This window comes from Mesorhizobium montanum, assembly GCF_033977145.1.
In the GTDB taxonomy this organism is placed as follows: domain Bacteria; phylum Pseudomonadota; class Alphaproteobacteria; order Rhizobiales; family Rhizobiaceae; genus Mesorhizobium; species Mesorhizobium montanum.
In genome coordinates, this window is record NZ_JAVIJF010000002.1 from 110399 (window position 1) to 135630 (window position 25232).

The 25232-nt window shown below is 63.1% G+C and carries 27 protein-coding genes; 9 read left to right on the forward strand and 18 right to left on the reverse strand.

All coding sequences use genetic code 11. The annotated features are described in order from the left end of the window. The first annotated feature begins 4 nt into the window (after positions 1–4). Together RFM68_RS02940 and RFM68_RS02945 are read left to right on the forward strand one after the other, a co-directional pair. Entirely contained in the window at positions 5–1177 is a 1173-nt protein-coding gene (locus RFM68_RS02940; RefSeq protein ID WP_320231157.1) for a CaiB/BaiF CoA transferase family protein, read from the forward strand. Next, complete coding sequence (locus RFM68_RS02945; protein WP_320231158.1) at positions 1174–2823, forward strand: thiamine pyrophosphate-binding protein; 1650 nt, start codon at positions 1174–1176, stop codon at positions 2821–2823. Before RFM68_RS02940 ends, RFM68_RS02945 begins: the two co-directional genes overlap by 4 nt. A 176-nt stretch (positions 2824–2999) precedes the next feature. Here RFM68_RS02945 and RFM68_RS02950 read toward each other — a convergent pair whose 3' ends face one another. The 5 genes from RFM68_RS02950 to RFM68_RS02970 form a co-directional block, all read right to left on the reverse strand. After that, entirely contained in the window at positions 3000–3446 is a 447-nt protein-coding gene (locus RFM68_RS02950) for a CHRD domain-containing protein (protein ID WP_320231159.1), read from the reverse strand. A 165-nt stretch (positions 3447–3611) separates the two neighbouring features. Next, positions 3612–4583 carry an ABC transporter substrate-binding protein gene (locus RFM68_RS02955; RefSeq protein ID WP_320231160.1) on the reverse strand — a complete coding sequence of 324 codons (972 nt, stop codon included), beginning with the start codon at positions 4581–4583 and terminating at the stop codon, positions 3612–3614. Positions 4584–4623: 40 nt separating this feature from the next. Beyond that, on the reverse strand, positions 4624–5778 hold the full coding sequence (locus RFM68_RS02960) for an ABC transporter permease (protein ID WP_320231161.1): 1155 nt from the start codon (positions 5776–5778) through the stop codon (positions 4624–4626). After that, positions 5775–6653 (reverse strand): ABC transporter permease, encoded by an 879-nt coding sequence (locus RFM68_RS02965; protein ID WP_320231162.1) that lies wholly within the window; start codon positions 6651–6653, stop codon positions 5775–5777. The genes RFM68_RS02960 and RFM68_RS02965 overlap by 4 nt, the downstream gene beginning before the upstream one ends. A gap of 262 nt (positions 6654–6915) precedes the next feature. Next, a complete protein-coding gene (locus tag RFM68_RS02970; RefSeq protein WP_320231163.1) occupies positions 6916–7707 on the reverse strand; it encodes an ABC transporter ATP-binding protein in 792 nt (263 codons plus the stop codon). Positions 7708–7826: 119 nt separating this feature from the next. Here RFM68_RS02970 and RFM68_RS02975 point away from each other — a divergent pair, with 119 nt between their 5' ends. Continuing rightward, on the forward strand, positions 7827–8231 hold the full coding sequence (locus tag RFM68_RS02975; RefSeq protein ID WP_430694813.1) for a cupin domain-containing protein: 405 nt from the start codon (positions 7827–7829) through the stop codon (positions 8229–8231). Between the two features lie 68 nt (positions 8232–8299). On the opposite strand, the gene RFM68_RS02980 is transcribed toward RFM68_RS02975, so the two are convergent. The 4 genes from RFM68_RS02980 to RFM68_RS02995 all read right to left on the reverse strand — a co-directional run bounded on the left by RFM68_RS02980 (position 8300) and on the right by RFM68_RS02995 (position 12090). Then, the gene (locus tag RFM68_RS02980) at positions 8300–8677 is read right to left on the reverse strand and encodes a hypothetical protein (RefSeq protein ID WP_320231165.1); all 378 of its coding nucleotides are present in this window, start codon (positions 8675–8677) and stop codon (positions 8300–8302) included. 2 nt (positions 8678–8679) lie between these two features. Continuing rightward, positions 8680–10131, reverse strand: coding sequence for a dihydropyrimidinase (gene hydA, locus RFM68_RS02985; protein ID WP_320231166.1), 1452 nt, complete (start codon positions 10129–10131; stop codon positions 8680–8682). Between the two features lie 82 nt (positions 10132–10213). Then, positions 10214–10579, reverse strand: a complete 366-nt coding sequence (locus RFM68_RS02990; protein ID WP_320231167.1) for an endonuclease domain-containing protein — start codon at positions 10577–10579, stop codon at positions 10214–10216. Positions 10580–10839: 260 nt separating this feature from the next. Further along, a complete protein-coding gene (locus tag RFM68_RS02995) occupies positions 10840–12090 on the reverse strand; it encodes a Zn-dependent hydrolase (RefSeq protein ID WP_320231168.1) in 1251 nt (416 codons plus the stop codon). Here RFM68_RS02995 and RFM68_RS03000 point away from each other — a divergent pair. After that, entirely contained in the window at positions 12005–12850 is an 846-nt protein-coding gene (locus tag RFM68_RS03000; protein ID WP_320231169.1) for a TetR/AcrR family transcriptional regulator, read from the forward strand. The genes RFM68_RS02995 and RFM68_RS03000 overlap by 86 nt on opposite strands. A gap of 92 nt (positions 12851–12942) precedes the next feature. On the opposite strand, the gene aptA is transcribed toward RFM68_RS03000, so the two are convergent. Beyond that, entirely contained in the window at positions 12943–14271 is a 1329-nt protein-coding gene (gene aptA, locus RFM68_RS03005) for an omega-aminotransferase AptA (protein WP_320231170.1), read from the reverse strand. 238 nt (positions 14272–14509) lie between these two features. Between aptA and RFM68_RS03010 the strand changes: the two genes are divergently transcribed. Then, positions 14510–15139 carry a TetR family transcriptional regulator C-terminal domain-containing protein gene (locus RFM68_RS03010; RefSeq protein WP_320231461.1) on the forward strand — a complete coding sequence of 210 codons (630 nt, stop codon included), beginning with the start codon at positions 14510–14512 and terminating at the stop codon, positions 15137–15139. A gap of 97 nt (positions 15140–15236) precedes the next feature. Here RFM68_RS03010 and RFM68_RS03015 read toward each other — a convergent pair whose 3' ends face one another. Further along, positions 15237–16109: a helix-turn-helix transcriptional regulator gene (locus tag RFM68_RS03015; protein ID WP_320231171.1), complete on the reverse strand. Its 873-nt coding sequence runs from the start codon at positions 16107–16109 to the stop codon at positions 15237–15239. Between the two features lie 103 nt (positions 16110–16212). Here RFM68_RS03015 and RFM68_RS03020 point away from each other — a divergent pair, with 103 nt between their 5' ends. Together RFM68_RS03020 and RFM68_RS03025 are read left to right on the forward strand one after the other, a co-directional pair. Beyond that, the gene (locus RFM68_RS03020) at positions 16213–17058 is read left to right on the forward strand and encodes an SDR family oxidoreductase (protein ID WP_320231172.1); all 846 of its coding nucleotides are present in this window, start codon (positions 16213–16215) and stop codon (positions 17056–17058) included. Further along, the gene (locus RFM68_RS03025; RefSeq protein ID WP_320231173.1) at positions 17055–17777 is read left to right on the forward strand and encodes an SDR family oxidoreductase; all 723 of its coding nucleotides are present in this window, start codon (positions 17055–17057) and stop codon (positions 17775–17777) included. The genes RFM68_RS03020 and RFM68_RS03025 overlap by 4 nt, the downstream gene beginning before the upstream one ends. Before the next feature lie 12 nt (positions 17778–17789). On the opposite strand, the gene RFM68_RS03030 is transcribed toward RFM68_RS03025, so the two are convergent. The 6 genes from RFM68_RS03030 to RFM68_RS03055 all read right to left on the reverse strand — a co-directional run bounded on the left by RFM68_RS03030 (position 17790) and on the right by RFM68_RS03055 (position 23100). Then, complete coding sequence (locus tag RFM68_RS03030) at positions 17790–18284, reverse strand: DUF3592 domain-containing protein (protein WP_320231174.1); 495 nt, start codon at positions 18282–18284, stop codon at positions 17790–17792. A 174-nt stretch (positions 18285–18458) separates the two neighbouring features. Beyond that, positions 18459–18917 carry a carboxymuconolactone decarboxylase family protein gene (locus tag RFM68_RS03035; protein ID WP_320231175.1) on the reverse strand — a complete coding sequence of 153 codons (459 nt, stop codon included), beginning with the start codon at positions 18915–18917 and terminating at the stop codon, positions 18459–18461. Between the two features lie 11 nt (positions 18918–18928). Continuing rightward, a complete protein-coding gene (locus RFM68_RS03040) occupies positions 18929–19459 on the reverse strand; it encodes an RrF2 family transcriptional regulator (protein ID WP_320231176.1) in 531 nt (176 codons plus the stop codon). A gap of 114 nt (positions 19460–19573) precedes the next feature. After that, on the reverse strand, positions 19574–20887 hold the full coding sequence (gene preA, locus RFM68_RS03045; protein WP_320231177.1) for an NAD-dependent dihydropyrimidine dehydrogenase subunit PreA: 1314 nt from the start codon (positions 20885–20887) through the stop codon (positions 19574–19576). Between the two features lie 2 nt (positions 20888–20889). Next, positions 20890–22254, reverse strand: a complete 1365-nt coding sequence (locus RFM68_RS03050) for an NAD(P)-dependent oxidoreductase (RefSeq protein WP_320231178.1) — start codon at positions 22252–22254, stop codon at positions 20890–20892. Between the two features lie 114 nt (positions 22255–22368). After that, positions 22369–23100, reverse strand: a complete 732-nt coding sequence (locus RFM68_RS03055; protein ID WP_320231179.1) for a gamma-glutamylcyclotransferase — start codon at positions 23098–23100, stop codon at positions 22369–22371. A gap of 170 nt (positions 23101–23270) precedes the next feature. Here RFM68_RS03055 and RFM68_RS03060 point away from each other — a divergent pair, with 170 nt between their 5' ends. After that, a complete protein-coding gene (locus tag RFM68_RS03060) occupies positions 23271–24047 on the forward strand; it encodes a VOC family protein (RefSeq protein ID WP_320231180.1) in 777 nt (258 codons plus the stop codon). 27 nt (positions 24048–24074) lie between these two features. Here the strand turns inward: RFM68_RS03060 and RFM68_RS03065 are convergent, their stop codons facing one another. Next, a complete protein-coding gene (locus RFM68_RS03065; protein WP_320231181.1) occupies positions 24075–24563 on the reverse strand; it encodes a hypothetical protein in 489 nt (162 codons plus the stop codon). Positions 24564–24757: 194 nt separating this feature from the next. Between RFM68_RS03065 and RFM68_RS03070 the strand changes: the two genes are divergently transcribed. Next, positions 24758–25147, forward strand: a complete 390-nt coding sequence (locus RFM68_RS03070) for a DoxX family protein (RefSeq protein ID WP_320231182.1) — start codon at positions 24758–24760, stop codon at positions 25145–25147. Positions 25148–25232: the final 85 nt, after the last annotated feature.

The window sequence follows — 25232 nt, forward strand, 5'->3', positions numbered from 1 at the left end:
ATCCATGGCCGCTCCACCGCTGAAAGGCATCCGCGTTATCGAACTTGCCCGCATCCTGGCGGGCCCCTGGGCGGGGCAATTGCTGGCCGATCTGGGCGCCGACGTCATCAAGGTCGAGAGCCCGGACGGCGGCGACGACACCCGCAAATGGGGTCCGCCCTTCCTCATGAGCCATGACGGCGAGAACCTCTCGGCCGCCTATTATCATTCCTGCAATCGCGGCAAGCGCTCGATCGCTATCGATTTCTCCAAGCCGGAGGGCGCCGGCACGCTCCGCAAGCTGGTCGCCACCGCGGACGTCCTGATCGAGAACTTCAAGCTCGGCGGCCTGAAGAAATACGGTCTGGACCATCAGAGCCTGAGGGCGACCAACCCGCGCCTCGTCTATTGCTCGATCACCGGCTTCGGCCAGGACGGCCCCTACGCGCCGCGCGCGGGCTACGATTTCATCATCCAGGCCATGGCCGGCATGATGTCGATCACCGGCGAAGCAGGCCGCGAGCCGCAGAAGGCCGGCGTCGCCATTTCCGACCTGTTCACGGGCCTCTATTCGGTGATCGCCATCCAGGCCGCACTTCGCCATGCCGAACAGACCGGCGAGGGCCAGCACATCGACATGGCGCTCTACGACAGCCAGATCTCCGCGCTCGGCAACCAGAACCTCAATTATCTGGTCTCCGGCAAGTCGCCGGTGCAGATGGGCAATGCGCATATGAACATCGCGCCTTACGAGGTGCTGCCGGTCAGGGACGGCCATATCATTCTCGCCGTCGGCAATGACGGCCAGTTCGGCAAATTCTGCGCCGCGGTCGGCCTGGCCGATCTGCCCGCCAATCCGGATTTCGCCACCAATCCGGCTCGCGTCGCCAACCGCGCGAAGCTGCGCGAACGGATCATCGAGACGCTGGCGGCATTCGACCGTGATCCGTTGCTGACGCAGCTGGAGGCCGCGGGCGTGCCGGCAAGCCCGATCAACACGATCGAACAGATGTTCGCCGATCCGCAGACGATCGCGCGCGGCATGCGCCTCGACCTCGACGACGGCCATGGCAATCGCCTGCCTTCCGTACGCGCGCCGATGGTAATGTCGGGCACGCCGCTGGTCTATGAACGTCCCTCGCCGCGTCTTGGCGAGCACACGGACGAAATCCTTGCCGAACTGGAGAGAGCAAAATGAAGACCGGCGGACAACTGATCGTCGAGGCGCTCGAAGCAAACGGCACCGACCGCATCTTCTGCGTGCCGGGCGAATCCTATCTCGCGGTGCTCGACGCGCTGCACGACGCGTCGATCCGCACCATCGTCTGCCGCCAGGAAGGCGGCGCCGCGATGATGGCCGACTGCCAGGGCCGACTGACCGGCAAGCCCGGCATCTGCTTCGTCACCCGCGGCCCCGGCGCCACCAATGCCTCCGCCGGCGTCCACATCGCCATGCAGGATTCGGTGCCGATGATCCTGTTCATCGGCCAGGTCGCCAGCCATGCCAAGGAGCGCGAGGCTTTTCAGGAGGTCGACTACAAGCGCTTCTTCGGCGACATCGCCAAGTGGGTGGTCGAAATCGACGATGCAGCGCGCATCCCCGAATTCGTCACCCGCGCCTTCGCGGTGGCGACATCCGGCCGCCCCGGCCCGGTGGTCATCTCGCTGCCGGAAGACATGCTGACCAGCGAGGTCGAGGCGCCTGAAGCGCTGCCGCACACGCCGGTCGAGACCCGCCCGGGCGAAACCGAGCTCGATGCGCTGCAAATGCTGCTTAACGGCGCCAAGCGCCCGTTCGTCATCCTCGGCGGCACGCGCTGGAGCGAGGAAGCGGTGGCGCGGATGCGCGCGATCGCCGAGACGTGGTCGCTGGCCGTAGGCTGCTCATTCCGCCGCCAGATGCTGTTCGACCATCTGCATCCGAACTATGCCGGCGATGTCGGCATCGGCATCAACCCGAAGCTGGCGGCGACGATCAAGCAGGCCGACGTCGTTCTGCTGATCGGCGGCCGCATGGGCGAGATGCCATCTTCGGACTACACGCTGCTGAAAAGCCCCTATCCCGACCAGGCGCTGGTGCATGTCCATGCCGATGCCGGCGAGCTCGGCCGCGTCTACCGGCCGACGCTGGCGATCAATGCTTCGCCCGTCGCCTTCGTCGAGGCCTTTGCCAGGCGCAAGCCCGCAGCCAAGCCTTCCTGGGCGGCCGAGACTGAAAAGGCACATGCCGCCTATCTCGAATGGTCGACGCCGCCGCAGACCGGCCCCGGCGACGTCCAGATGGGCCCAATCATGAACTATCTGGAGAAGGTGCTGCCGCAAGACGCCATCCTCGCCAACGGCGCCGGCAACTACGCAACCTGGGTGCATCGTTTTCACCGCTCGCGCCGTTTCGCCACGCAAGTGGCACCCACTTCCGGCTCGATGGGCTACGGCACCCCGGCGGCGGTCGCCGCCAAGGCCTTGTATCCGGATCGCGAAGTCATTGCCTTCGCCGGCGACGGCTGCTTCCTGATGAACGGCCAGGAGTTCGCGACGGCTATCCAATACGACCTGCCGATCATCGTGATCGTCGTCAACAACGGCATCTACGGCACGATCCGCATGCATCAGGAGCGGGAATATCCGAGCCGCGTCGTCGCTACGGACCTCAAGAACCCGGACTTCGCCGCCCTCGCGCGCGCTTATGGCGGCCATGGCGAGACGGTGGAGAAGACGGAAGACTTCGCCCCTGCGTTCGAACGCGCACGGGCCAGCGGCAAGCCGGCGATCGTCGAGATCAGGCTCGATCCCGAAGCGATCACGCCGACGCGCACGCTCACCCAGATTCGTGACAAGTCGTGACTCGGCAGCAACGAGGCGCTTTCAGCCTCGTTCCTGCTTAGAGCAATTCAAGGAAAAGTGTGACCGGTTAGGCTCGGCGCCTTCGCCGTAGCCTTCCGCCCGGAATTGCGTCAAAACAAAGACTTAAAGCGCGTCGCCTGAATCTGTTTCATCGCGACGCGCTTTAGAACCCGCCGCTACATCGCTCCGCCGGACTTCTCGATCTGCCCGCGGATCTCGCCGTCCTTGTTGGCGGCGGTGTGGACGTTGACGTAGTACTTCCCGGCTTCCAGGTCGGCCGCCTGCGCATCGGTCAGCGTCGCCGACCCCTTGATCGGGCTCTTCAGTTTCTTGAACGGGATGACCGGATCAGCATTTGCGCCCATATCCGCCGGGCCATGGATGTGAGCAGCCACGGCCGGCCCGCTGAGGCCGGAATATTTGACGTTCCAAGTGAGTTTCTTCTTGGTGGTGTCGAAGGTGAGCGTGGCGGTGCCCTTGCCCTTGGTCGTCACGGGCGGGTTCTGCTGGCTGCCGTCGAGCGTCGCCTTGAATTTCATCGTCTCGGCCATGACCGGCGATGCGATGAGGAAGGCGGTCGAGACGGCCAAAGCCGAAAGCATTGGCACGGATAGGATGCGCATGAAGAACCTCCGTTGATTGCAGCATCCTCCACGCCTCCCCGGCGCGCGGATGCATCAATGCAACGGTTGGGAGGCCCGATGTATCCCTGCGCACATTTATTTTACCGCAACCACGGAAAAGGGGCGGTCGCCCGCCCCTTCCACCTTCTGCCTCGAGCGCAGATTTTACTTGATCGCCTTGTCGGTGATTGCGGTCGTGTAGGCGCCGCTCGCCTCCTTGCTGATGATCTTCTGGTCGAGCAGAGCCTTCGCGGTGCGCTCGTAAGCGGCCGGGATCAGCTTGCCGTCCGCATTGTCGATCAGCTTGGCCACTTCCTTCATCATGAACTTCTGATGGTTTTCGTCTTGGCCGCCAGCGTCCACGACGATCCCGGCTGCTTCGTCGGTGTTCTCGGTGGCGTATTTCCAGCCTTTCATCGAGGCGCGCACGAAACGCACCATCTTGTCCTCGAAGGCCGGATCCTTAAGCTTGTCCTCAAGCGTATAGAGCCCGTCCTCCAAGAGGTCGTTGCCCATCGCCGAGTAGTTGAACACGGTGAGGTCTTCAGGCTTGTAGCCGGCATCCAGCACCTGGCCGTATTCGTTGTAGGTCATCACCGAGATGCAGTCGGCCTGCTTCTGGATCAGCGGCTGCACGTCGAAGCTCTGCTTGAGCACGGTGACGCCGTCCGGGCCGCCATCGGTCTTGAGGCCGATCTTGTTCATCCAGGCGTAGAACGGATATTCGTTGCCGAAGAACCAGACGCCGAGCGTATGGCCCTTGAAGTCGGCTTCCGTCTTGACCGGGCCGTCCTTCGGACAGACCAGTTCCATGCCCGCCTTCTTGAACGGCTGGGCGATGTTGACGAGCATCACGCCCTTGTCGCGGGCCGCGAGCGCCCCGCCCATCCAGTCGACGATGACATCGGCGCCGCCGCCGGCGATCACCTGCTCGGGCGCGATGTCCGGGCCGCCCGGCTTGATGTCGACGTCGAGGCCCTCGGCATCATAGAAGCCCTTGGCCTTGGCGACATAATAGCCGGCAAACTGGGCTTGCGTGACCCATTTCAATTGCAGTGTCACCTTGTCGGCGGCCATCGCCTGGAAGGCGGCCAGCGACATCGCGCCGGCCAGAGCAGAAATCAGCAGTCTTTTCATGTTTTTTACCCTCTGAAGTTAGCACCCAAACCCACCGCCCCTATCCACCTCGGACAGAGGGATGCCAAAACGTGACGGCTCTCTCGATGAGAGCGACCACGCCATAAAAGACCGAACCCGCAAGGGCTGCAACTGCGATTTCGGCCCACACCATGTCGATGTTCATCCGCCCGACTTCCGTCGAGATGCGGAATCCCATGCCGACCACCGGCGTGCCGAAGAACTCGGCGACGATGGCGCCGATCAGCGCCAGTGTCGAGTTGATCTTCAGCGCATTGAAGATGAACGGCATTGCCGCCGGCAGCCTGAGCTTCAGCAAGGTCGGCCAATAGCCCGATGCATAGGTGCGCATCAGGTCGCGCTCCATATGCCCGGAGGCGGCGAGCCCGGCGACGGTATTCACCAGCATCGGAAAGAAGGTCATGATGATGACCACTGCTGCCTTGGACGGCCAGTCGAAGCCGAACCACATGACCATGATCGGCGCGACACCGATGATCGGCAGCGCCGAGACCATATTGCCGATCGGCAGCAGCCCGCGCCGCAGGAACGGCACGCGGTCGGCCGCGATTGCCACGAGGAAGCCGGTTCCGCTGCCGACGACATAGCCGAAGATCACCGCCTTGAGGATCGTCTGGCGGACATCGGCGCCGAGCACCGGCAGTGAATTGGCGATACGCGCGCCGATGGCGCTGGGTGGCGGCAAAAGGATGAAGGGTATGCCGGCGCCGCGTGTGACCGCTTCCCAGATGATCAGGATCCAGGCCCCGAAGATCGCCGGGATGATGAGGCGCAGCGCTGTCTTTGCCACGCTTTCGCCAGGACGCAATGACGACAACAAGGCAACGCAGCGCCAGGCAAGCAGCCAGGCAGCGGCAAGCAGCAGGAAATATGGCGCCAGTGCCATGCCCTCGAAACCGGCAATGCCCTTGATCAAGAGCCAGGCTGCGGCATGGGCGCCGACGAACAGCAGGACGGCTTCAACGATCGGCGTGAGCTTCACCATCGAGACCAGGGCCGCGATCAGCAGCAGCCCGACGATCAGGCCTTTTGCTCCCACATAGGGGTAGGCAATGGTCGCCGTGGGCTCGGCCAAAGCCGCGACTTCCGGTTTCGACATCGCGCCGAGCGCGAAGGCGACCAGGCAAAGAAGGATGGCAAGCAAAGCCTGCCAGGATGGCTTCAGCCGGTTCATGCCGGCCTCCCGCCCATGGCGCGATCAACCACCCTGCCGGCAATGCCGACCACCATCACCAGCAGCGCCGCAACGATCGAGCCCGCGACCAGCGCCGACCAGATATCGATGGTCTGGCTGTAATAGGCGCCCGCGAGCAGCTTGGCGCCGATACCGGCGACCGCACCCGTCGGCAGCTCGCCGACAATGGCACCGACCAAGCTTGCCGCCACCGCCACCTTCATCGAGGTGAACAGGAACGGCACCGAGGCCGGCACCCTGAGCTTCCAGAACGTCTGCGAGGCACTGGCATTGTAGGTGTGCATCAGGTCGAGATGCATAAGCTCGGGCGAGCGCAGGCCTTTCACCATGCCGACGGCGACCGGGAAGAACGACAGGTAGGTCGATATCAGCGCCTTGGGGATCAGGCCGGTGATGCCGACGGCCGCCAGCACCACGATGATCATCGGCGCCACCGCCAGGATCGGAATGGTCTGCGAGGCGATGATCCACGGCATCAGGCTGCGGTCGAGCGTCGCCACATGCACGATACCGACCGCAATGACGATGCCGAGCGCGGTGCCGAAGACAAAGCCGAGCAGCGTCGAGGACAGCGTCACCCACGCATTGTAGACCAGGCTGCGGTTCGAGGTGACACCGCGCAGGAACGTATTGTCAAAGAAATTCACCGCCACCTGGTGCGGCGCCGGCAGCGTCGGCTTCGGCTGCGAGAGCGTCTTGCCGATGAACTCGACCGTGCCGGGTGTTTCGTTGGCGCGCCGGTCGAGGTCGCGCTGGAACGGCGCGTTGAGGACGACGGCGGAAACGTACCAGAGCACCACCACGCCAGCGAGGATGGTGGTTACGGGGATGACCTTGGAACGGAAGGAGTCCATCTAGACCGACCTTCGTTGGCAGGCCAACGCTTGGGCTCTGTTTTGCTGTAGGCATTTCCTGGAGCACCCCTCATCCGACCTCGCTTTGCGAGGCCACCTTCTCCCACAAGGGGAGAAGGAAGAGCCCAACGTTGCCGCTCCCGCAGATCCCCGACGTTGGCGATTTGCGGCAACGCTTGCCCAGGACTTCCCTTCTCCCCTTGTGGGAGAAGGTGGCCTCGCAAAGCGAGGTCGGATGAGGGGTGCTCCAGGAAATGCCGCCTCAATCATCATAGCTGTGCCCTGCCCGCAGCCCATCGCGCACGCGCGCGGCGATCGCCAAAAACTCCGGCGTCTCGCGGATGTCGAGCGGCCGCTTCCTCGGCAACGTCGATTCGATGATGTCGGTGACGCGGCCGGGCCGCGGCGACATCACGATGATGCGCGTCGACAGATAGACCGCCTCTGGGATCGAATGGGTGACGAAGCAGATCGTCTTGTTGGTCCGGTCCCAGAGATCGAGAAGCTGCTCGTTCAAATGGTCGCGCACGATCTCGTCGAGCGCGCCGAACGGCTCGTCCATCAAAAGCAGGTCCGCATCGAAGGCCAAAGCGCGCGCGATCGATGCGCGCTGCTGCATGCCGCCGGAAAGCTGCCACGGATATTTCTTTTCGAAACCGGAGAGGTTGACCAGTTCCATGGTGCGCTTGATGCGCTCCGCCTGCTCCGCCTGGCTGAGGCCCATGACCTCCAGCGGCAGCGCCACGTTGCGCTCGATCGTGCGCCACGGGAACAAGGCGGCGGCCTGAAAGACATAACCGTAGGAGCGCTTCTCGCGCGCCTGCTCGGGCGTCAGGCCGTTGACGGAGATCGTTCCGGAAGTCGGCTTTTCCAGATCGGCGATGACACGCAGCAAGGTGGTCTTGCCGCAGCCGGACGGGCCGATGAAGGAGACGAATTCGCCCTTGCCGATGGTCAGATCGACATTGGAGAGCGCCTGCACCGGACCGTCATTGGTCTGGAAGGTGAGGCCGAGCTTGCTTGCCGAAACGACGGCTGGCGGCTGTTCGGTCATTGGCTGCAGCCTGCCTTGCGCAGCCGCTGCCGCGATGTCCGCAATCCGGTTGATTTTATGATAGCCTTGCTTTCCACTCGTCCTGTCCCACCCGATCGACGCCGCCCGGAGCCTTGCCGATGTCGCCTAAACCCACATGTCGTCTTGTTCGCCCCGAAAGCACCTATCAAGGCAAGCAGGGGCTGAGTTATTTCGCAGGCATCGCCGCCGAAACCGTCGGCTCCTCCGGCATCTGCATGCATCTTCTCACCATGCCGCCCGGCGCCCGCGCCAAGGCGCATATGCATGAAAACCACGAGACGGCGATCTACGTGCTCTCGGGCGAAGTCCACACCTGGTATGGCGACCGGCTCGAGCATCACATCGTCGTCAAGGCCGGCGACCTGTTCTACATTCCGGCCGGCGTGCCGCATCTTCCGGCCAATCTGAGCGGCGCCCCCTCCTCGGCGGTGATCGCCCGCACCGATCCCAACGAGCAGGAAAGCGTCGTCCTGCTGCCGGAACTGGATGGACTGGTCGGCTGAGATAGTCGACTGGTCGGCTGAAATAGTCGACTGGTCGCCTGAGATCGTCGAATGAGGGTGGCTGGCCGTCATCGGCACCGGGACACTTCCCCATAGACAGTACCGTCCTCGTCGGCAATCACCAGCTTCTTCGCGTTCTTTGCGCTGCGCTTGATGGTGAACTTGGTCGGCGACTGCCCTTCTTCGCCATCCGCCTCGCATTTTGCCGTCACCACGATCGATCCGTCGGCCTGCGCTTGGCTGTCGCTGAAGGTGCAGGCGCTGGCCGCAGTGATCAATTCCTTATCGGTCAAAAGCAGCATCTTATCGGCATAGACCTTCTGGCCGTTCCTGTTGATGCAGCCATATTTGTCGCCGTAAGGCTTGGACAGGTCTATGCCCGCGGCTAGGGCCTCGCCGGCGGCCAGCATCGCGGCTGCCGCGATCGCAAGATCAAGAACACGCATGTTCAAACCCCCGTCGCCGGAATCCCGGTACGCTCCACCTTGCGCGGCGCGGAAATCTCCTTCCAGGTCGACAGCGCCCGGTTGACCGCGGCATTCGGCTCGCGAGCGACGAACTCGCCATGGCCGACCTTGGCCTTTACGTCCGCTTCCTCGATCGACAATTCGCCGCGCGAGAAGACGAAGCGCGGCAGGCCCGTCACCTCGAAACCTTCGAAGACGTTGTAGTCGATTACCGACTGTTGCTTCTTGGCCGAGATGGTCTTCTTGCGCTTCGGATCCCAGACGATGATGTCGGCGTCCGCCCCTTCGACGATCGCGCCCTTCTTCGGGTACATGTTGAGGATCTTGGCAATGTTGGTCGAGGTCACCGCGACGAACTCGTTCATCGTCAGCCGGCCGGTATTGACGCCGGTCGTCCACAGCATCGGCAAGCGATCCTCGAGACCGCCGGTCCCGTTCGGGATCTTGGTGAAATCGCCGACGCCGTTGCGCTTCTGCTGGGTGGTGAAGGAGCAGTGGTCGGTCGCCACCACTTGCAGCGACCCGGCCTGCAGCCCTGCCCACAGCGAATCCTGGTGTAATTTGTTGCGGAAGGGCGGGCTCATCACGCGGCGCGCCGCATGGTCCCAGTCCTTGTTGAAATATTCCGTCTCGTCGAGCGTCAGATGCTGGATCAGCGGCTCGCCAAACACCCGCATGCCCTTCTGGCGGGCGCGGCGGATGGCCTCGTGGCTCTGCTCGCACGAGACATGCACGACATAGAGCGGCACGCCGGCCATGTCGGCGATCATGATGGCGCGATTTGTCGCCTCGCCCTCCACTTCCGGCGGCCGCGAATAGGCGTGGCCCTCGGGGCCGTTGTTGCCGGCGGCGAGCAGTTTTTGCGAGAGCGCCGCCACCACGTCGCCGTTCTCGGCATGGACGAGCGGCAGCGCGCCGAGATCGGCGCAACGCTGGAACGAGGAATACATCTCGTCGTCGTCCACCATCAGCGCGCCCTTATAGGCCATGAAGTGCTTGAACGAGGTGATGCCCCTGTCGACGACATCAGCCATCTCGTCGAAAACCTGCTTGCCCCACCAGGTGATCGCCATGTGGAAGGAATAGTCGCAGGCCGCCTTCGAGGTCTTGTTGTCCCACATCTGCAGCGCCTCGAGCAGCGACTGCTGCGGCGCCGGCAGGCAGAAATCGACCACCATCGTCGTGCCGCCGGCAAGGGCCGCGCGCGTGCCGGATTCGAAATCGTCGGCCGAATAGGTGCCCATGAAGGGCATTTCGAGATGAGTATGCGGATCGATGCCGCCCGGCATGACATAGCAGCCGGTGGCGTCGAACTCGTGGTCGCCATGCAGGTTCGAGCCGATGGCGACGATCTTGCCGTGCTGCATCAGCACGTCGGCCTTCCACGTTCGGTCGGCGGTGACGATGGTACCGTTCCGGATGACTTTGGTCATTTTCTTGTTCCCTTTTTCTTGCTGCGCTTCTTTGTGAGCGTCTCGGCAGAATTTAGATCGATCGCAAGCCCGAATGAGGCCCCTACATGACTCCGACTTCTCTCAATATCTCCTCGATGCAGCCATCGAAAGAATTTGCAAGATCTCCGGTCGTCAACCGCAGCACACGATAGCCCTGTCGGCCAAACCATGCATCGCGCTTCCGATCCTTCTCCATTTGTTCCGGCGTGAAATGATGCTCTCCGTCGACCTCGATAATGAGTTTTTTCTCATGCAGGACGAAGTCCACGATGTAAGGCCCGATCGGCGCCTGCTTTCTCGCGTGCAGACCGTAGAGCCGACGGAATTCCTTCAACTCGGACCAGAGCTTGCGCTCGCCATCCGTCATGTTCCGCCGCAACGCCCTGGCACGTTTGATGGCGGCGGGTTCAATAGCGGTCGGTGCCAAGGCGAGTACCCTCACTCCTCAATCTCTTCCCGCGAATGCAGAGAAATCGCATACGAATTTTTTGCGAAGAGGGACCCCCACCCTAACCCTCCCCACAAGGGGGAGGGAACTCCTGTCAGCGCCAACCTGCGGCAAATTGCCCGCGTTTCGAACGCCAAGGTCGCAAGTCGCAGTGCGGGGCAGCATTCCCTCCCCCTTGTGGGGAGGGTTAGGGTGGGGGTCCCTCTTCGCAAGAATCCATCTGGCCCAGCCCAAACCTCTCACTCTACGATCCCCGCAGTCTCCACCACCGCGTGGAACAAAACGTCGGCGCCCGCCGCCGCCCATTCCCTGGTGATTTCTTCCGCCTCATTGTGGCTGAGCCCGTCGACGCAGGGACACATCACCATCGCGGTCGGCGCAACCCGGTTGATCCAGCAGGCATCGTGGCCGGCGCCGGAGACGATGTTGCGATGCGAGTAGCCCAACCTCTCCGCGGCGTCGCGGATCGCCTTGACGCAATTCTCGTCGAAGGTGACCGGGTCGAAATGGCCGACCTGCTCGATCTCGTATTTGATGGCGAGCGCGTCGCAGATGGTGTCGATGCCTTCGCGGACGCGGCCGTCCATGGCATCGAGCACTTCCTTCTCCGGCGAGCGGATGTCGATGGTGAAAACCGTGCGCCCGGCGATGATGTTGCGCGAGTTCGGATAGGCCTGCATATGGCCGACCGCGCCGACGGCGTCGGGCTGGTAGTCCATGGCGATCTCGTGCACCAGCTCGATCACGCGCGCCATGCCGAGCCCGGCATTGCGGCGCTTGGGCATCGGCGTCGAGCCGGTATGCGCTTCCTTGCCGGTCAGCGTCACCTGCAGCCATTTCAGGCCCTGGCCGTGGGTGACGACGCCGATGTCGATGCCCTCGTCCTCGAGGATCGGCCCCTGCTCGATATGCAATTCGAAGAAGGCGTGGATCTTGCGCTCACCGACCTTCTCGGTGCCCTTCCAGCCGACGCGTTCGAGTTCCTCGCCGAATTTTTTGCCGTCCTTGTCGACATGCTGGTAGACGTCGGCCTGGTCGAGCACGCCGGCAAACACCCCGGACGCCATCATTGCCGGCGCGAAGCGCGCCCCTTCCTCGTTGGTCCAGTTGGTGACGACGATCGGGTGCCTGGTCTTGATGCCGAGATCGTTGAGCGAGCGCACGACTTCCAGCCCGCCCAGTACGCCGAGCACGCCGTCATACTTGCCGCCGGTCGGCTGCGTGTCGAGATGGCTCCCGACATAGACGGGCGGCAGGCTGGGATCGGTGCCTTCGCGGCGAGCAAACATCGTGCCCATCTCGTCGAGGCCCATTTCCAGCCCCGCGGCCTCGCACCAGCGCCTGAACAAATGGCGGCCCTCGCCGTCCTCGTCGGTCACGGTCTGGCGATTGTTGCCGCCGGCAATGCCGGGGCCGATCTTCGCCATCTCCATGATGGAATCCCACAAGCGGTCTGAATTGATTCGCAGATTTTCGCCGGGTGCGGCCATTTGCGGTTCCCATCTACACCAGAGGTCTTGTCGCCTCTTGAGTGGTTTGCATCCTGACCGTATGGTCAGCTTTCAGACTACACAACCTGACCAAGCGGTCAACGAGAATCTTGGGGAAGACATGGCTGAACCCACCCGCCCCATGCGGCGCCAGGACATAAGGCGGGAGAATGAAAAAGCCATTCTGCTCGCCGCCGAAAAGGTGTTCGCGGAGGCCGGGTTCGGCGGCGCCACGATGCAGTTGATTGCCGATCTGGCGGGGCTGCCAAAGGCAAATCTCCACTATTATTTCGCCACCAAGGAAGAGCTCTACCGGTCCGTCGTCCAGAACATTTTCGAAATCTGGCTGCAGGCGGCCAATTGCTTCGACGGGGCGGGCGGACCGATCGACGGCATCAGTGCCTATATCGACGCCAAGATGGAAATTTCGCGCCGCCACCCTGACGGCTCGAAGGTCTGGGCCTCCGAGGTAATGCACGGCGCGCCGGTGCTTCAGGACTATATGGAATCGACGCTGCGCGAATGGACCGACGGCCGCGTCGAGATCATCAGGCGCTGGATCGAGGAAGGCAAGATGGACCCGGTGGACCCGCGTCATCTGCTCTACATGCTCTGGGCCACAACCCAGCATTACGCCGACTTCGGCCACCAGATCGAGACGCTGAACGGCGGCAAATCCCTGTCCGACCGGCAATGGCGGGAAGCCAAGGAAAATATCAAGCGGGTGATCCTGACAGGTATCGGGGCGCTGCCCGCCTGAATCAGCCTCCTCAAGATCGGCGCGCCGGCGCCGACCTTATCCGGCTGCTTCACGGATACCCTCCCCTTAACGGGGATATCCGCACTGGTTCGTCAGTCGATCGACCTCAGCACGTCCCTGACATGATCGATCAGTTCGTTGATCTGGCCCTTGGTGATGATCAGCGGCGGCGACAGCGCGATGATGTCGCCGGTGGTGCGGATCAGCGCGCCGCGCTCGAAGGCTTTCACGAAAGCCGAGAAGGCCCGTTTGGTCGGGCTGCCGGCAATCGGCGCCAGCTCGATCGCGCCGATCAGGCCGATGTTGCGGATGTCGATGACGTGCGGCTCGCCCTTCAGCGAGTGCAGCGCATCCTCCCAGTAGGATGAGAGCTCCTCGCCGCGCGTCAGCAGGCCCTCTTCCTTATAGGTGTCCAAAGTGCCGAGCGCCGCCGCGCAGGCGATCGGATTGCCCGAATAGGTGTAGCCGTGGAAGAACTCGATCATGTGCTCCGGCCCGGTCATGAAGGCGTCGTGGATCTCCTTCTTCACGAACACCGCGCCCATCGGGATGACGCCGTTGGAGACGCCCTTGGCGGTGGTCATGATATCCGGCGTGACGCCGAAATAGTCCGCCGCGAACGGCGCGCCGAGACGGCCGAAACCGGTAATCACTTCATCGAAAATCAACAATATGCCGTGCTTGGTGCAGATTTCTCGAAGCTTCTGCAGATAGCCCTTCGGCGGCAGGATGACGCCGGTCGAACCGGCGACCGGCTCGACGATGACGGCCGCGATGGTCGATGCATCATGCAGCGTGACGAGACGCTCAAGCTCGTTGGCGAGCTCCGCGCCATGTTCCGGCACGCCCTTCGAGAACGCGTTCTTTTCCGGCAGATGGGTGTGTGGCAGATGGTCGACCCCGCCGAGCAACGTGCCGAACATTTTGCGGTTGGTGACGATGCCGCCGACCGAGATGCCGCCGAAATTGACGCCGTGATAGCCGCGCTCGCGGCCGATCAGCCGGGTGCGCGAACCCTCGCCCCTGACGCGGTGATAGGCGATCGCCATTTTCAGCGCTGTCTCGACAGATTCCGAACCGGAATTGGTGAAGAAGACATGATCCATGCCCTTCGGCGCGATGTCGACCAGGCGGTTCGCCAGTTCGAACACGATCGGGTGCCCCATCTGGAAGGCCGGCGCATAGTCGAGCTCGGCGGCTTGGTTCTGGATCGCCTCGGTGATCTTCGGCCGGCAATGGCCGGCGTTCACGCACCAGAGGCCGGCGGTGCCGTCGAGCACCTTGCGGCCGTCACTGGTCGTGTAGTGCATGTCCTTGGCGGACACGAACATGCGCGGCGCCTGCTTGAACTGCCTGTTTGCCGTGAACGGCATCCAGAATGCGCTGAGATCGTTCGGCGTGACTTTCAGCCGGTTGGACATGACCAAGACTTCCCCTTGTAACCTGTTTCGGTGCGGCCAACACTTGGTCTTTGCTGCGTTTTCGTGCTACGCAAATTTTTGACCGGTTGGACAAACGTTAGCACCGCCTGTCGGCGGTCAAGGGATTACTAGCGGAAATGCGGCATAAAAAGCGCGCTCCACAGCCTGACGAAAAACTGGTCCAGAGAATTGGTCCAGACAACCCGCGCGAAGACGGCCGGCAAGCGTGACCGCCGCGATGGAAGGCTCAGCTCCCCGCCGCACCCGCATCCAGCAGGAAAAGCGCGAGCTCATCCTGGAAGCCGCGCTCGAGGTCTTTTCCGCCAAAGGTTTTCGCGGCTCGACCATCGACCAGATCGCCGAAGCCGCCGGCATGTCGAAGCCCAACCTTCTCTATTACTTCCGCCGCAAGGAAGACATTCACGAGACGTTGATGCAGCGCCTGCTCGAAACCTGGCTGGCGCCGTTGCGCGAGCTCGACGACATCGGCGATCCGCTGACGGAGCTCAGAAGCTACATCCGCAGAAAGCTCGAAATGGCGCGCGATTTTCCGCGTGAAAGCCGGCTGTTCGCCAACGAGATCCTGCAGGGCGCGCCGCGCATCAAGCCGATGCTGGAAGGCGAGCTCAAGTCGCTGGTCGACGAGAAGGCCGCCGTCATCAAAGGCTGGATGCGCGCCGGCAAGATTGCCCGCACCGATCCCTGGCACCTGATCTTCTCGATCTGGGCGACGACGCAGCATTATGCCGATTTCGATGTCCAGGTGCGCGCCGTGCTCGGCGCCGACCGCGGCGGCGACGGCCGCTTCGAGGACGCGGCGCGGTTTCTGGAGCAGCTGTTCCTCGATGGGCTGAAGCCGAAGGGTTAGCGGTCGACCCACCGGTTCATCATTTCGTCATCCACGGGCGGAGCAAGGAGCGTAGCGACGCAGCGCAGACCCGAGGATGACGAAGCTCAGGGGGACCTCAGGCGCTGCGGCGTTCGGTCGGAAGGTCGTCGAGCAGCGTCTGCAGCTTGGCTACCGAATTCTGCTCCGCCAGCGGCGTGTAGACAATCAACCGCATGTCCGAGCCGTCGTCGATCGACAGGCTCATATGCTCGAATGTCATCGCGCCGGCGGTCGGATGCCGCAGATGCTTCAGGCCGGACAGGCGGTGCACCACATCGCGCTGCGGCCACCATTCGCGGAACTCGGGACTTGAGCGCATCATCAGCTCGATCAGCCGCTCGAAATCCGGATCGCCGGTGTATTTCGCGCTCTCGGCGCGGAACGCGGCAAGGGTTGCGCGCGCCAGTTGCTCCCAGTCCACCAGCAAATGCCGCCGATGCGGATCGGTGAACACGCCATGGATGATGTTACGGGCATCGCCCTCCAGCAGGCTGTAATCGCCAAAAATGGCGACGGCCGCGTCATTCCATGCCAGCACGTCCCAGCGCGGGCCGACGACATAGGCGGGCTGCAGGACCAGGCTCTGCAACATGTGCAGCAAGGGTCCCTCGACCTTTCCCGCAACGATGCGCCGCCGCTCCGGCTGCTGGCGGCCGGCGAGCGTGAACAAATGCCGCTGCTCGGCGCCGTCGAGCCGCAGCGCCTGGCAGAGCGCCGACAGCACCTCGACCGAGGGCCGCACGTCCCTGCCCTGCTCCAGCCAGGTGTACCAGGTCGTGCCGACGCCGGCGATCATCGCCACCTCCTCACGCCTCAGCCCGGGCGTGCGCCGCCGATGCCCGGCCGCGATGCCGGTATCCGAGGGCGACAGCCTTTCGCGGCGGGAGCGCAGGAAGGCGCCGAGTTCGCGCCGGCGGTGATCTTCAGGGGAATGGGCGATAGCATCCATGACCTCATTATAGCAGTATTGATACCAGGATAAAGTTTGAACTGTTTGGCGTGCGCGCTGTGTCCCATCTTTCCGTTCAGAGCAGCGTAAGGAGGCTCTGGACATGGAACTCAAGGATAAAACCATTCTCGTCACAGGCTCGACCGACGGCGTCGGCCGCGTGGTCGCCGAGAGGCTCGGCGCCGCCGGCGCCCACGTGCTGGTGCATGGCCGCGACGAGGGCCGCGGCAGGGCGACGGTCGCCGCCATAGAGGCCAAGGGCGGCAAGGCGGAATTTCTGGTCGCGGACCTCGCTTCGCTTGCCGAAGTGCGCCGCCTCGCCGAAGCCGTGCGCACAAGGACCGACCGGCTCGATGTTTTGATCAACAATGCCGGCGTCGGCACCGGCGGCCAGGGTGCCAAACGGCAGGTCAGCGCCGACGGCTATGAACTGCGCTTCGCCGTCAACTATCTCGCCGGTTTCCTGCTGATCTCGGAACTGCTACCCCTGCTCAACGCAAGCGCACCGGCGCGCATCGTCAACGTCGCCTCGGCCGGCCAGCAGGCCATCGACTTCGACGACGTCATGCTGACGCAGGGCTACAGCGGCGTGCGCGCCTACTGCCAGAGCAAGCTGGCGCAGATCCTGTTCACCATCGATCTGGCTGAACAGCTCGATGGCACCGGCATCACCGTCAACGCCCTGCATCCGGCAAGCTACATGGACACCACCATGGTCAGGCAGGCCGGGGTAACACCGTGGAGTTCGGTCGAGACCGGCGCCGACGCCATCCTCAACCTCGCGACGTCGCCGGCGCTCGAAGGACGCAGCGGCCGCTATTTCGACGGCCAACGGGAATCGCGCGCCGATGCGCAGGCCTATGACGAAAAGGCCCGCCGGCGGTTGCGCGCGCTCAGCCTCGAATTGACCGGCCAATCTTCTGCGACATCCAGGGAACAGCACTCATGAGCGACAACATCGAACACTGCGTCATCATCGGCGGCTCGTCCGGCATCGGCCTTGCTACAGCCAAACGGCTGGTCAGCCCCACAATGAAGGTGACGATCACCGGTCGCAATGAGGATAAGCTCAAAAGTGCCTGGGCGAGCCTTGGCGGCACTGTTGGCAAGACCGCTTTCGACGCGGCGAAGCCGGACGAGGTCCGGCAGTTCTTCGAGCGCCTCGGGCCGTTCGATCACCTGGTTCTCGCCGCAAGCGGCGGCAAGGGGCTCGGGCCGTTCGCGACCCTCGACCTTGCCGACCTCGGCAGCGGCGTCGACGAAAAGATCCGCCCGCAATTGTCCTGTCTGCAGGCGGCCTTGCCGACCTTGAACAAAGCCGGATCGGTCACGTTCATCTCGGCCGTCTCGGCACAGATTGCAGCGCCCGGCGTCGCCGGTATCGGCGCCATCAACGGCATGCTGCTCACCGTCGCGCCGATCCTGGCGGTCGAGTTGAAGCCGCTGCGCGTCAACGTCGTGGCGCCCGGTGTCATCGACACGCCCTGGTGGGATTTTCTGCCGCACGAACAGCGTCAGGCGGTGTTCGCTGAATATGCCGGCAAGACGCCGGTCGGCCGCATCGGCCGCGCCGAGGATGTCGCCGACGCGATCGCCTTCCTGGTCTCCAACGGCTTCATGACCGGCCAGGTGCTGACCTGCGACGGCGGCCTGCGCTACGCCGCCTGAACGGCAGATAGATCAACTGGAGATGAAACCGGGCAAGAAGGCGAATACCATCAGCCCGGCAACGACCGCATACCAGATAACGAGGTGGACCGCCTTCGTCAGCGGGCGGCCCACTTCGCGTGCCCGCTTTGGGTGAAGGGGATCGTACATCACTTCGACTGGCGCGCCGACATTCCTGGTCGTTCTGCTGACCGGCAGATGCGACTCGAAACGCCACGTCTTGCCCTGTCGGTCGGCGAATTCGATGACCGGCGTGTCCGGCCCGTCGCTCGATTTGTCGATGCTTGTCACCTTGCCGGTGGCAAAGGCGCCGCGTCGCCTGAGCACGATGTCGCCATAGGTCTGTATGGCGACGAGCACCAGGAAGAAGACGCCGCACAGGAAGCACCATATCTGGATATCGCTCGGATGCCCGCCAAGCGCTTCCGCGACTACCCGGAACGGAAACAGCGCCTGGTGGAAGGCCTCCGAAACGCGTGCCCAGAAACTGGTCCAGCTCTGCTCCATAGCCGCTCCCACGCGCGAAACCGGATTATTTCATAAAGGACAATCGCAACGGAGCGATTAACACTATGGCATCAATTGCTCCGAATCCGCCGGCCAGAAATCAACTGACATGTCGTTGATCTCGCAATGAAAAGACGCGCGGACCGTTGCCGGTCCGCGCGCCTGTGGAAGGTCTCAGGCGGCCTTAGCGGTCGGCATCGGATGGATGGCGTGGAACGGGATGGAAAGCCGGTTCCAGATGTTGATCATGCCGATCGCCACTGACAGCTTGACCAGTTCCTCTTCCGAAAAATGCTCGAGCGTTCGTGCATAAAGGTCGTCCGACACGCCGTTGTCGGCGATCTTCGTCACCGCTTCGGTCCATGCGAAGGCGGCGCGCTCGCGCTCGGAAAACAGCGGCGATTCCTTCCAGGCCGCGACCAGATAGAGCCGCTGCTCGGTCTCGCCGTCGCGCCTGGCCTCGCGGCTGTGCATCTCGACGCAGTAGGAGCAGCCATTGATCTGCGACGCCCTGAGTTTGACCAGGTGCAACAGGCCAACCTCGAGCCCGCATTCGTCGACCGCCTTGTTGAGCGCCGATACCGCTTTCATAAGCTCGGGTGCCTTGGCGAAGAATTGCAGTCTCGGTTTCATCGTCTTTCCTTTCACGATCTGGCGGGGGTTTGTTTGGTTGGGTTGGATTTCTGCGGCCGCTGGTGGCGCTCGACAAAGGCGCAGCTTGCGGCAAAGGCGCGGGGATCGCCTTCCGCGGCATATTCCGCCACGATATCGGACAGCCTGGTTTCAGCGAGCACAGCCCGATAGGCGCTCTCGGCCCAGAGCATCGCGGCATTGACGCCGCACGGTTTGATATAGGCCGAAGCATCCAGCTTGACAGGACCGTTGCGGCGGATTTCGCCACAACGGAATGCAGGCTCCCGGCCTTCGATGGCCAGCACGATATCGAGCAGCGTGATGCGCTCGGCCGCTCGCGCCAGCCGGTAGCCGCCAGCCGGCCCTGGCACCGATTCAAGGATGCGCGCCGCCGTGAGCTGGTTGAGATGCTTGAGCAGGTAGCTCGGCGACAACCCGAACGATTCCGCAAGGGCCGCGCCCGGCATGGTGCTGTTGCCAGCGACGCTGGCCAGCGTCGCCGCGCAGTGAATAGCCGCCTCAACGCCCTCGCCCAGCTTCATCGTGCCGACCTCCAATTCATGGATACATTTTATCGTGGATAATTTCTATCTGTAATAGGAAAAATGAAAAACGGCGCCCGAAGGCGCCATCTTTTTCGCTCGAATTGTGCGCCCCTATTCGGCGGCTACCTTGGCCATCGGATTGTTCGGATGCGTCGTCCAGTTGGCGTAGACCGGCGACACCGGCTTGCCGGTGCGCTGGTCCATCGCGCCCGCTGTAAGCGGCTCCATGGTGATGCATCCCTCAACCGGGCAGACATTGACGCAAAGATTGCAGCCGACGCACTCGGCCTCGATCACCTCGAAGTGCCTGGCGCCGTTTACCATTGCGGTGATCGCCTGGTGCGAAGTGTCCTCGCAGGCGATGTGGCAGCGGCCGCATTTGATGCAGGCATCCTGGTCGATACGCGCCTTGGCGACATAGTTGAGGTTGAGATACTGCCAGTCGGTGACGTTGGGCGTGGCGCGACCGATGATGTCGGAAAGCGAGGCATGACCCTTCTCGTCCATCCAGTTCTCCAGACCGGCGATCATCTCCTGCACGATCTTGAAGCCATAGGTCATCGCCGCCGTGCAGACCTGCACGTTGCCGGCGCCGAGCGCCATGAATTCGGCGGCATCCCGCCAGGTGGTGATGCCGCCGATGCCGGAGATCGGCAGGCCGTGCGTTTCCGGATCGCGCGCGATCTCGGCCACCATGTTCATGGCGATCGGCTTCACCGCCGGGCCGCAATAGCCGCCATGCGACCCCTTGCCGTCGATGGTCGGCTGCGGCGCGAAACTGTCGAGATCGACGCCGGTGATCGAGTTGATGGTGTTGATCAGCGACACCGCGTCCGTGCCGCCGGCCAGTGCCGCGCGCGCGGGCTTGCGCACATCGGTGATGTTGGGCGTCAGCTTGGTGATGACCGGCATGCGGGTATTCTGCTTGCACCAGCGCACCACCATTTCGATGTATTCGGGCACCTGGCCGACGGCCGCACCCATGCCGCGTTCCGACATGCCGTGCGGGCAGCCGAAATTGAGCTCGATGCCGTCGGCTTCCGTGTCCTCGACCACCGGCAGGATCGCCTTCCAGGCATCCTCGACGCAAGGAACCATCAGCGAGACGACGATGGCACGGTCCGGCCAGTCCTTCTTGACCTGCTTGATCTCACGCAAATTGACCTGCAGGTCGCGGTCGGTGATGAGCTCGATGTTGTTGAGGCCAAGCAGGCGGCGATCGGCGCCCCAGATCGCGCCGTAGCGCGGCCCGTTGACGTTGACGACCGGCGGGCCCTCCTCGCCCAGCGTCTTCCACACCACGCCGCCCCAGCCGGCCTTGAAGGCGCGTTCGACGTTGTAGGCCTTGTCGGTCGGCGGCGCCGAGGCCAGCCAGAACGGATTGGGCGACTTGATGCCGACGAAATTGTTACGGATGTCTGCCATGCTCATGCCCTCCCATTAGAGGCCAGTGCCCGATGGATGGATTCGGCGGCGTCGCGCCCTTGAGCCACCGCCGAGACCGTCAGATCGTCGCCGCCGTAGATGCAGTCGCCGCCGGCCCAGACCTTTGCCAGCGACGTGCGGCCTTCGGCATCGACCTTGATGCGGCCGCCTTCGAGCTCGATCTGCTCACCGCTGCCGTTGAGATGAGCCGGCACGAAGCTCTGGCCGATCGCCTTGAACACCTGATCGGCGTTGAGCCGCAGCGTTTCACCGGTGCCGGCGAGCTTGTCGCCGCTGATCGCGGTATATTCGAGCTCGATGGCCGATACCTTGCCGTTTTCGGCAATGACGCGTTTCGGCTGCAGCCAGTGACGTATGCTGACGCCGTTGGCGGCTGCCAGATCCTGCTCGAAACCGGAGGCATTCATATGCTCCTGGCCGCGCCGGTAACAGACCGTCACCTCTTCGGCGCCGAGCAGCTTCGACTGCACCGCGGCATCGATCGCCGTCATGCCGCCGCCGATGACGACGACGCGCCGGCCGACCGGCAGGCTGGAAAGGTCGCTCGCCTGGCGCAGCTCGGCGATGAATTCCACGGCATTGGCAACGCCGTCGGCATCCTCGCCGTCGGCGCGCAGCGCGTTGATGCCGCCAAGCCCAAGTCCGAGGAACACCGCATCGTAGTTGCGCATAAGATCCGACAGCTGGAAGTCGCGGCCGAGCGCCTTGCCGTTCTGGATGTCGATGCCGCCGATCGCGGTCACATAGTCGACCTCGGCCTGGGCGAAGTCGTCGACGCTCTTATAGGCGGCGATGCCATATTCGTTGAGGCCGCCGGCCTTCGGCCGCGCTTCCAGGATCGTCACGTCATGGCCGTGGCGGGCAAGTCGATGCGCCGCCGCCAGCCCCGAAGGCCCGGCGCCGACCACGGCGACCGTCTTTCCGGTCGCCTCGGCGCGCTTGTAGAACTGCTTGTCCTCGCTCATGGCGACATCGGTGGCGTAGCGCTGCAGCCGGCCGATCTGCACCGGCTTGCCTTCGGCCACTTCGCGCACGCAGACTTCTTCGCATAGCGTCTCGGTCGGGCAGACGCGGGCGCACATGCCGCCGAGGATGTTCTGGTCGAAAATCGTCTTGGCCGAACCCAGCGGATTGCCGGTCGCGATCTGCCGGATGAACAGCGGGATATCGATCGAGGTCGGACATGCGTTCATGCACGGCGCGTCGTAGCAGAAATAGCAGCGGTCGGATTCGACCAGCGCCTCGTGATGGTCGAGCGGCGGGTGCAGGTCGGAAAAATTGTCGGCATATTGCTCGGAAGACAGCCGGCCGCCGGCAATGCCTTCGATGAAATGACCAGTCGCCATTCCAGTTCCCCTTGTTGTCGTTTTGAGGAAGGCTAGCACGTTTTATTTTTTTATCAATTGGTCAATTTTCGGTCAAGTCACTGTATTGTTTACATAAGAACATGACAATAGAACTCATGTTATAGCGACTTCCGGAACCGACGGCTCGCTGCCTGCGATTCTGTGGCCATGGATCGACCGGATCTCGTCCGCGACCAGTTCCTGCAGGCGCCACAGCTTGCGGTCATGAATGCCGAAGGTCTCGAGGTGGCTGACGGTGTTGTAGAGGTACTCGGCGCCCGAACCGACATGGCCGCAGGCGCGCGCCAGTACCCCTGCCACCTTCTCGAGCGGCTGCCTGAGAGAGGTACCCTTGCCGGTCACCCCGACCCAGAAACCCAGCACCCGAAGCGGCCCTTGGGCCGTGCGCACAGGAATCCATCGCACCGAACTGACGCTCTCATGGTCGTCGACTTCACGCCGCAGCAGTCTTTCGATCTGGGCAGGTTTTTCGCCATTGGGAAGACGGTAGATGACACCGTCGCAGCGCCCGCCGCGTTCCAGCGCCATCATCAGCCCCGGCTGCGCGGCGCTGCCTCTCCAGCGGACCATGTCCAGGCAGAAGGAGCGATGCCAGCCATGGGCCGAAGCCCGCTGCCGCTCGACGGATTCGAAGGCCGGCTTCCAGATCAGCGAGCCGTAGGCGAAAACCCAGAGCGGTCCCTCGTCGGCTTCACCGGCAAGGCGCAAGGCAAGCGTTCGGTAATCCTCATCGCTCAATTGCGTCCACTGCCCGCTCGGGCCAGGATCGACCTCCTCCCGTTGGCACAAGGCGACAAGCTCAGGCGTGAGCGACATTCGACGCATGGAAACGCAAGCCCCTCTTTGGCGGCAGCAAAGTCGAAAACCGTGGGCCACGCAAGGCGCAGCGCCTTGCCGTCCTCGAATTCTGGTCCAGATGTCGGATTTCTGTCGCCAGGATCGTCCTAGGATGGATCGAACCGCGATCGCTGCCTGAACCGGTGAGGAGACCGACCATGCCGAATGCCCCGAAACCCTTCTTCTGGTACGAACTGATGACCACCGACCTCGACGCCGCCGAGGCCTTTTATACCGCCGTTGTCGGCTGGAAGGCCGAGCCCTTCGACAAGGCGCCCGGCATGCCCCGCTACATCGTCGTGAATTCCGCCGGGCGCGGCGTCGGCGGGCTGATGACGATGCCGGAAGACGCCGCCAAGATGGGCATGCCGCCCGCATGGCTCGGCTACATCCACACCAAGGATGTCGACGCCTCGACGAAGGCGCTGCAAGAGGCCGGCGGCGCTGTCCATCGCGCGCCGGACGACATCCCGGGCGTCGGCCGCTTCGCGGTCGTTGCGGACCCTCAAGGGGCGACCTTCATGTTCCTGCAACCCAACCAGCCTGATCAGCCGCCGGTGCCGGCGACCACGCTGGGCCATGTCGGCTGGCATGAGCTCTACACCTCTGACTGGAAGGCCGCTTTCGACTTCTATTCAAGCCAGTTCGGTTGGACCAGCGCTGGCCAGTTCGACATGGGCGAGATGGGCATCTACAAGACTTTCGGCGCCGGCCCCGAATCCGGCGGCGGCATCATGAACAAGCCGCCGCAGATCCCGGTCGCCGTCTGGCAGTTCTATTTCAACGTTGATGCCATCGACGCCGCCGCCAAGCGCGTCACCGACAATGGCGGCAAGGTGCTGATGGGACCGATGGACGTGCCGAGCGGCCAGTGGATCATCCAGTGCCAAGACCCGCAAGGCGCGCATTTCGCGTTGCTCGCCCCGGTTCGATAGCAACCTACTCCATGGGCTGGCGCCGGATCACTCCGGCGTCAGCACCGCCACCTTCAGATCGGCCTTCTTCGCACCGCTGAGCTGGATGATCGCGGCGCCGCCCGCGAGCTTGAAGCGCAAGCTCTTGCGAATGCCCGGGCAGTTCTTCACGCCGCTGAAAGCCGCGGATTTCACGGTCTTGCCATCCTGCACCACATCGATCCAGGCGTCGTCGGACAGGCTGAACTGGAGCTCGCCTTCAGGTGGTACGGTCACCCTTGCCGTCGCACCGAACGTGCCGGCTGCCGGCGCATGTCCCGGCGGCACTTCAAAGCTGATCGTGTCGACCGCCGCGAGTGAGAAATCGACCGCTTCCCCGACCGTCAGGGCAGCACCCGACTGCGCGGCGGGTGCCGACGGAAACAGGGCCTGCTCGCGTTCAACTGGCCATTTGAAGGCATCGCAGCCGGTATCGGCGGCTAAGGCGAAGCTGGTGCCTGCAAGGATTGCGAACAGGCTGATGACGACTTTTTTCATGGCAACGGGAGCTCGCATGGTTGGTTATCCACGTATCAATACAACCACGGAGATACTAATGCAACCATGGCGAGAAAAAATTGGAAGGTGAAACCATTTCCACTCACCGACTGTTGATGGCAGGCGATGGGAAGTGAGTGGTCGATTGCCGGGCGATATTTTATGGCCGGTCGCGGGGTTAAATGGAGCTTTGCATGAAGTTTTTCGAAGGCCTTGCCCAGTACCGGCCGCAGGCGCTGGGTGTGCTGCGCATCATGACCGCGCTGCAGTTCATCGAGCACGGCACCCAAAAGCTGTTCAATTTTCCTCCCGGCGCCCATGCCGGGGCCCTGACCGGACTGGCGCTGTCGTCCGGCATTCTCGAATTCGCCGGCGGCATCCTTTTGGCGCTTGGCCTCTTCACCCGCCCGGTCGCGTTCCTTTTGGCCGGAGAAATGGCGATCGCCTATTTCATGGCGCACATGCCGCGCGACTTCTTCCCCGTCAACAACGGCGGCGACTCGGCGATCTCCTTCTGCTTCATCTTCCTCTATCTGGTCTTCGCCGGATCTGGCGCCTTCGCGCTGGACAACCGCCGCAGCTGAAAAAAGATGCGCAGCCAGTGCATGTCGCCCAAAAGTGCTCAGCGGTTTTGGGACAACGACATGCACAAAGCCAAGCGCCTGAGGC